The 6,545-nt window shown below is 41.3% G+C and carries 4 protein-coding genes and 1 other annotated feature; all 4 genes read right to left on the bottom strand.

Going from position 1 to position 6,545, the window contains the following annotated elements; all coding sequences use genetic code 11:
• Positions 1–162 precede the first annotated feature (162 nt).
• Positions 163–1,422, bottom strand: coding sequence for a glutamate-5-semialdehyde dehydrogenase (locus H626_RS0110130; protein WP_281170667.1), 1,260 nt, complete (start codon positions 1,420–1,422; stop codon positions 163–165).
• A 12-nt stretch (positions 1,423–1,434) separates the two neighbouring features.
• Complete coding sequence (gene proB / locus H626_RS0110125; RefSeq protein WP_027109259.1) at positions 1,435–2,244, bottom strand: glutamate 5-kinase; 810 nt, start codon at positions 2,242–2,244, stop codon at positions 1,435–1,437.
• A gap of 178 nt (positions 2,245–2,422) precedes the next feature.
• Positions 2,423–4,840 carry a leucine--tRNA ligase gene (gene leuS, locus H626_RS0110120; RefSeq protein ID WP_027109258.1) on the bottom strand — a complete coding sequence of 806 codons (2,418 nt, stop codon included), beginning with the start codon at positions 4,838–4,840 and terminating at the stop codon, positions 2,423–2,425.
• Positions 4,841–4,904: 64 nt separating this feature from the next.
• Positions 4,905–5,122: a binding site (T-box leader), on the bottom strand.
• 970 nt (positions 5,123–6,092) lie between these two features.
• Positions 6,093–6,545: LysM peptidoglycan-binding domain-containing protein (locus H626_RS11120; protein WP_035619298.1), on the bottom strand; the 453-nt coding region annotated here is incomplete at its 5' end.

The raw sequence follows: 6,545 nt of genomic DNA, 5'->3' as shown, positions 1-6,545 counted from the left end.
GCAACTTCACCACCTACCTCGAGCTAACTCGACCGGTTCGCTCTCATTCGAGCAAGTTTACCTCTGATCACTCTTTCCTCTTGATTAAACGTAGGAAATAGAGAGGGACAGATATCCCTATATGCTTTACGCATATGGATATCTGTCCCAGAATCTTTCATTTTATTCTCTAATTTGACCTTCGCCTTCGATCACATATTTGTAACTCGTTAACGCTTCTAAGCCCATTGGCCCTCTGGCATGTAATTTCTGGGTGCTGATGCCAATTTCTCCACCAAATCCAAACATTTCTCCATCGGTAAAACGGGTCGAAGCATTGACGTAGACAGCTGCTGAATCGATGTCGTTTAAGAAATCTTGCGCGACTTGGTAATCTTTCGTGACGATTGCATCTGAGTGGCCAGTTGAATAGTGGTCGATATGTGCGATTGCTTCTGCATAATCTTCCACAACTTTCACAGAAATAATATCATCTAAAAATTCTGTTGCATAATCTTCTTCGCTTGCCGGAATGGCTTGTGCAACTAGAGAGACAGTCTGCTCATCTCCCCGCACTTCTACAGCAGCTTCTCTCAGTTTGTTTCCCAAAAGAGGCAATGCTGTCTCGGCAATCTTCTTATCTACCAACAAGGATTCCAACGCATTACAGACAGAAGGACGCTGTGTTTTCCCGTTGATCAAAATAGCTGCCGCCATTTCCAAATCAGCTGTTTCATGCACATATAAGTGACAATTGCCCGTCCCGGTTTCAATGACAGGAATGGTCGCATTTTTTACGACCGCTTGAATCAATCCTGCTCCTCCACGGGGGATCAAGCAATCCACACACTCGTTAAATTGCATGAATTGTGTAGCCAATTCTCTCGAAGGATCTGTGATGAGTTGCACACTGGTCACAGGCAACGATGATCGTTCAAGCCCTAATTGGATGGCTTGAATAATTGCCTGATTGCTTTCTAACGCTTCTTTTCCACCACGTAAGATAACTGCGTTCCCAGCTTTCAAACACAATCCGGAGGCGTCCACTGTTACATTCGGCCGCGATTCATATATGATTCCAATAACGCCAAGAGGAACTCGTCGTCGACTGATTCGTAGCCCTTGTTCATTCACCCATTGCGTATCGGTTTTCATCGTTGGATCGGGTAAGGAAACCATTTGGCGCAACCCAACTTGCATTCCTTCGATCCGTTTTTCATTCACTGTCAACCGTTCGATCATTGCATCAGTCAATCCATTTGCTTTTGCATTTTTGCGGTCTTTTTCATTTGCTTTTAAAATTGTTTCTTTTTGACTAGTCAAAGCTTCTGCAATGTGGAGCAGTGCCTCATTCTTTTCTTGCGTCGAAGCTGTCCGCAATAGCTTGGCTGCACCTTTTGCTTCTTTACCGATTTTCGCTAAAGTTTGATTCATTTCATCCATGATTTCTCCTCCTTATTTATCCATCTTCTTAAAGAGAGTCCCTATTTCTTGTCCTTCAACTATATCGAATAGTGTAACGGGAAATTCGGAGCTAGTGATCACGACCGCTTTGCCTTTAGCTAACATCCGTTCAGCAGCGACGATTTTTGTTTGCATACCGCCTGTCGCAAAATCGGAACCGACTCCACCAGCCATTTGGCGAATCTCTTCTGTAATTTCACTCACATAAGGGATCAATTTAGCTTCTTTATGGGTCATAGGATTGGCATCAAATAAGCCTTCGACATCGCTCATGATAATGAGCAAATCTGCATCGATCAATTCCGACACAATGGCAGATAGGGTATCGTTATCCCCAAATTTCGTCTGGTGGTTCATTTCTTCGACCGATACCGCATCATTTTCATTGATGATCGGAATAACTTGCTTATCGAGAAGCGATTGAATCGCTGTTTTACTATTTTCATACGACAATGGAAAATCTACCACATCCCGTGTCATTAGAATTTGTCCCACAAATTGATTGTATTGTTGAAAGAACCGACTGTACACATTCATCAATGCACTTTGGCCTACGGATGACACCGCTTGTTGTTCACCGATGCTTTTAGGGTATTCTTTTAGCTTCAGCACACTCGCACCTACCCCGACAGCGCCCGAAGAAACCAGAATAACTTCTTTTCCTGCCTGCTGCAAACTGGAACAAACAAACGCTAAGCGATCGATTTTCCGGTAATCTACTTTACTGACCGATTTCATGATCGAATTCGTCCCAATTTTAATCACGATCCGTTTGTAGTCTTTCATAAATTCTCGATTCATTATTAACACTCCATCTATATCACTTTAATTTTTGATCTTATTCTAGACTAACACATTCTCTCAAACCTGTAAGCAATTCCCACAAAAGTGAAGACATCTGTTCACATTTCAGGAATAGGAAAAGGATAGAGAAAATGACTACTATTGCGTCCTCTCTATCCCTACTTTATCAATTCAGTTAATTTGCTACAATATTGACTAGTTTCCCGGGAACAACGATTACTTTACGGATCGTTTTCCCCTGTAAATATTCTTGAATTTTTTCGTTATCCATCGCCATTTTTTCAAGCTCTTCTTTTGAAATCGTCCGTGCAGTTTGTGCTTTTGCACGTAATTTTCCATTGACCTGAAAGACTACCTCTACTTCGTCTTTCACTAATTTACTTTCATCGAAACTAGGCCATGGTTTGTAAGTGATCGATTCTTCAACGCCGTGAATTCGACTCCATAACTCTTCACCTAGATGAGGAGCTATAGGAGCTAACAGTTTTAAGAATCCTTCAATATATTCCAACGGCAATAATTTGGCCTTATACGCATCATTGACAAAAATCATCAATTGGGAAATCCCCGTGTTGAAATGCAAGTCTTGAAAATCTTCTGTCACTTTCTTCACTGTCTGATGATACACGACAGTCAACTCTTCATCCGTGTGTTTTGTGATCCGGTCGCGTACTTTTCCCTCTTCATCGATCAACAAGCGCCAGACACGGTCCAAGAATTTACGAGCGCCTTCTAACCCATCTTCATTCCAGGCAATCGAAGCATCCAACGGTCCCATAAACATTTCATAAACACGTAATGTGTCAGCACCAAATTTTTCGACTACTTCATCTGGATTGACCACATTTCCTTTAGATTTAGACATTTTTTCATTGTTATCGCCTAAAATCATACCCTGGTTGTACAAACGCTGGAACGGTTCTTTTGTCGGAGCAATTTCTAAATCATATAAGAATTTATGCCAGAAACGTGCATACAATAAATGCAGCACCGCATGCTCGGCACCTCCAATATACATATCTACCGGAAGCCATTTTTTTAATTTTTCAGGATCTGCTAATTGTTCTTGATTGTGTGGGTCAATGTACCGCAAGAAATACCAGGAACTCCCAGCCCATTGTGGCATCGTGTTCGTATCCCGCCGACCTTTCATGCCTGTTTTAGGGTCTTCAACATTTACCCATTCATCGATCACAGCCAATGGAGATTCACCTGTTCCGCTCGGTTTGATGGCATCGGTCTTCGGCAATGTCAACGGCAACTGTTCCTCAGGGATTGTTGTAGTCGTACCGTCTTCCCAATGAATCACCGGAATCGGTTCGCCCCAATACCGTTGACGTGAAAAGAGCCAGTCTCTCAAACGATAAGTTGTTTTTTTGCTGCCCAGACCTTTTTCTTCCAACCAAGCATTCATCGTTTCGATGGCCTCTTCTTTATTCATCCCGTCTAAGAATCCAGAGTGAATGTGCGGACCGTCTTCAGTGAAAGCTGCTTCGGCGACATTTCCGCCCTCTAACACTGGGATGATCGGCAAGTCATATTGACGGGCGAAATCCCAGTCACGTTCGTCATGAGCAGGAACAGCCATGATGGCCCCTGTTCCATAGGTAGCTAAAACGTAATCAGCGATCCAAATCGGCATAGCTGTGCCAGTTGCTGGATTGATTGCATAAGCTCCTGTAAAGACGCCCGTTTTATTTTTATTTAAATCTGTTCGCTCTAAATCAGATTTGCGGTTTGCTTCTTCGATATAAGCATCAACCGCTTCTTTCTGTTCTGGGATCGTGATTTTTTGAACTAATTCAGATTCAGGTGCCAATACTGCATAAGTCGAACCAAATAATGTGTCGGGTCGTGTGGTAAAGACAGTAAATTCTTCGTTGAGCGTTTTGATTAAAAATGTGATCTCCGCTCCAACCGATTTCCCGATCCAATTGCGCTGCATATCTTTTATATTTTCTGGCCAGTCGACTTCTTCTAAATCGTCCAGCAAGCGGTCAGCATACGCAGTGATTTTCAACATCCATTGTTTCATCGGCTTACGGTAAACGGGGTGTCCACCTCGTTCACTTTTCCCATCAATAACTTCTTCGTTTGCTAACACTGTTCCCAATGCGGGACACCAGTTTACTGGTACTTCAGCTTGATAAGCTAATCCTTTTTCATATAATTTTGTAAAAATCCACTGAGTCCATTTATAATAGTCCGGATCTGTGGTGTTGATTTCACGATCCCAATCGTAACTGAAACCAAGAGAATTGATTTGCCGTTTGAATGTTTGAATATTCAGCGCGGTAAATTCGGCAGGATCGTTTCCTGTGTCCAATGCATATTGTTCAGCAGGAAGTCCGAAAGCGTCCCAACCCATTGGGTGTAAAACGTTGAACCCCTGTGCCCGTTTCATACGTGCCAATATATCTGTAGCCGTATATCCTTCAGGATGGCCTACATGTAACCCTTGTCCAGATGGATAGGGAAACATATCTAACGCATAATAATTCTCCTTATCCGCATCCTCGGTTGTTTTAAACATATGGTTTTTCTTCCAGTAGTCTTGCCATTTTTTCTCGATCTCTTCATGATGAAAAGTCATGCATTCCACTCCTTTTAATTTAAAAAAATTTATATAAAAAGCCCTGCAAACAATCCATTATTGTTTACAGGGCGAATAGGTATATTCACGGTACCACCTGAAATTTCTGCTAAACGGTTCCTTAGCAGCTCAGCTCTTTAACGCAGAGATACGATACAACTTACTACTGTTTTCTGTTGTATGACTCAAAGGTGAGTTCGCCGGTTTTATTTACACATTTTCACCATCCATGTGCTCTCTACAAAAATTGCCCCGCCTAGTGATCCTTCTCCTAGTTTTCTTTTATACGAATGCCACTATTCTATCAAATAAATCACAAAATCACAAGAGGAAAAATATCCAGCGTGAAAAGCTGTCGCTTAGCCTACGGGCCATTTGCGAAAAAACAAAGTACAGAAGGCATTTAAGCTGACTATCTAAGGCTCACACTTATCAGTGTTGTATGCAAAGACGAAACCGTCTGCGATTCCTAAAAATATATTCCTAGTGTGTGTTTCCGACTTCATCTGCACAAAACTGGCCTTCTGTTCCGACGGCAATTTGAGTATCCCGGACACCTTTTGTATTCGTTCCTAAAATATCAGCAGATTATCTGTTTCCTTCCTCTGCTTAATCCCGGGCTTTCATCTCCACACATAAGCGGGTAGCATACGGTCTATTATATTCGCTATTTTCTGAACCATCTAACCCAGCCCAAACGGTTCCCATTTTATACTTACATCTGATCCGGCTGTTCCCTCAACTGTAGACGCGATGATGTTCGAATCTTGATCGGGATTGTCTAGTCTTCTTCAGCTAAACCACCTTTGCATCCAAGTGTAGCTAAATCGAAGGCTGTGGGATAGCCCATTTGAATCCAAAGTAATGAAGCGCTACAATAACCACACCGTGAACAGCTAGCATATTGAATTGGTTAGCTAATGATCAGTTGCAGGGTGAAATAAAATCCACCAGTCCCGCACTAAATCCAAATCCTGTGGTCCGGCCGAACGTTGACGCTACAAAAAAGAAAAGTACAGTTATTAATTCTGGAATCAAGTGTAATCGAGAGGCAACAAATATCGATACAAATCCTACAGAATCGTTTACTTCAGATTTATCCTACCGGAACAGCATAACAATTCAATTATTATACACTCTTTAGAACGTAGTTTACCATCACTATGCTGATAGGTAAATTGATCCTATAAATGATCTCACTTATTTCAAAAGAAAAAGGATCCTCTCAAATGAGAGGATCCTTTTCTTGTATTTATTTTACTGTTAATGATTGGTTTACAAAGATCAAATCTGATTTCAGATTGTTTAGTTGTTTAATATTTGTAACCGTTGTATTAAACTGTTTAGCAATATGTGAAAGTGTATCTCCACTTTTCACTGTATAGGAAGTTGTGCCATTAACAGTTGTATCAGGCGTTGATGATACTGTTGAAGCTGCCGATTTTTTAATTGTTAATGATTGATTGATGTAAATCAAATCTGATTCCAATTTGTTCATTTCTTTCAATTGAGAAACAGTTACACCATACTTTTTGGCAATAGCAGATAGTGTATCTCCAGCTTTAACCGTATAACGTACTGTTACGGTAGAGACTGTTTGCTTTGTTTCTTCGGGAATAGGTGTTGGTGCCGGTTTACTTTCTTCTACGGTTCCACTAAGTGTCAACTTTTGATTGACGTAAATCGTATCAGAAGTTAATTTGTT

This window comes from Lacticigenium naphthae DSM 19658 (assembly GCF_000425865.1).
GTDB classification, from domain to species: Bacteria; Bacillota; Bacilli; order Lactobacillales; family Carnobacteriaceae_A; genus Lacticigenium; species Lacticigenium naphthae.
This window is presented reverse-complemented; position numbering and strand designations above follow the sequence as displayed.

What these genes read in the sequence shown, in the direction of transcription:
- H626_RS0110130 (WP_281170667.1), bottom strand. Translation starts at nt 1,422, where the DNA reads ATGGATGAAATGAATCAAACTTTAGCGAAAATCGGTAAAGAAGCAAAA.
- proB (WP_027109259.1), bottom strand. Translation starts at nt 2,244, where the DNA reads ATGAATCGAGAATTTATGAAAGACTACAAACGGATCGTGATTAAAATT.
- leuS (WP_027109258.1), bottom strand. Translation starts at nt 4,840, where the DNA reads ATGACTTTTCATCATGAAGAGATCGAGAAAAAATGGCAAGACTACTGG.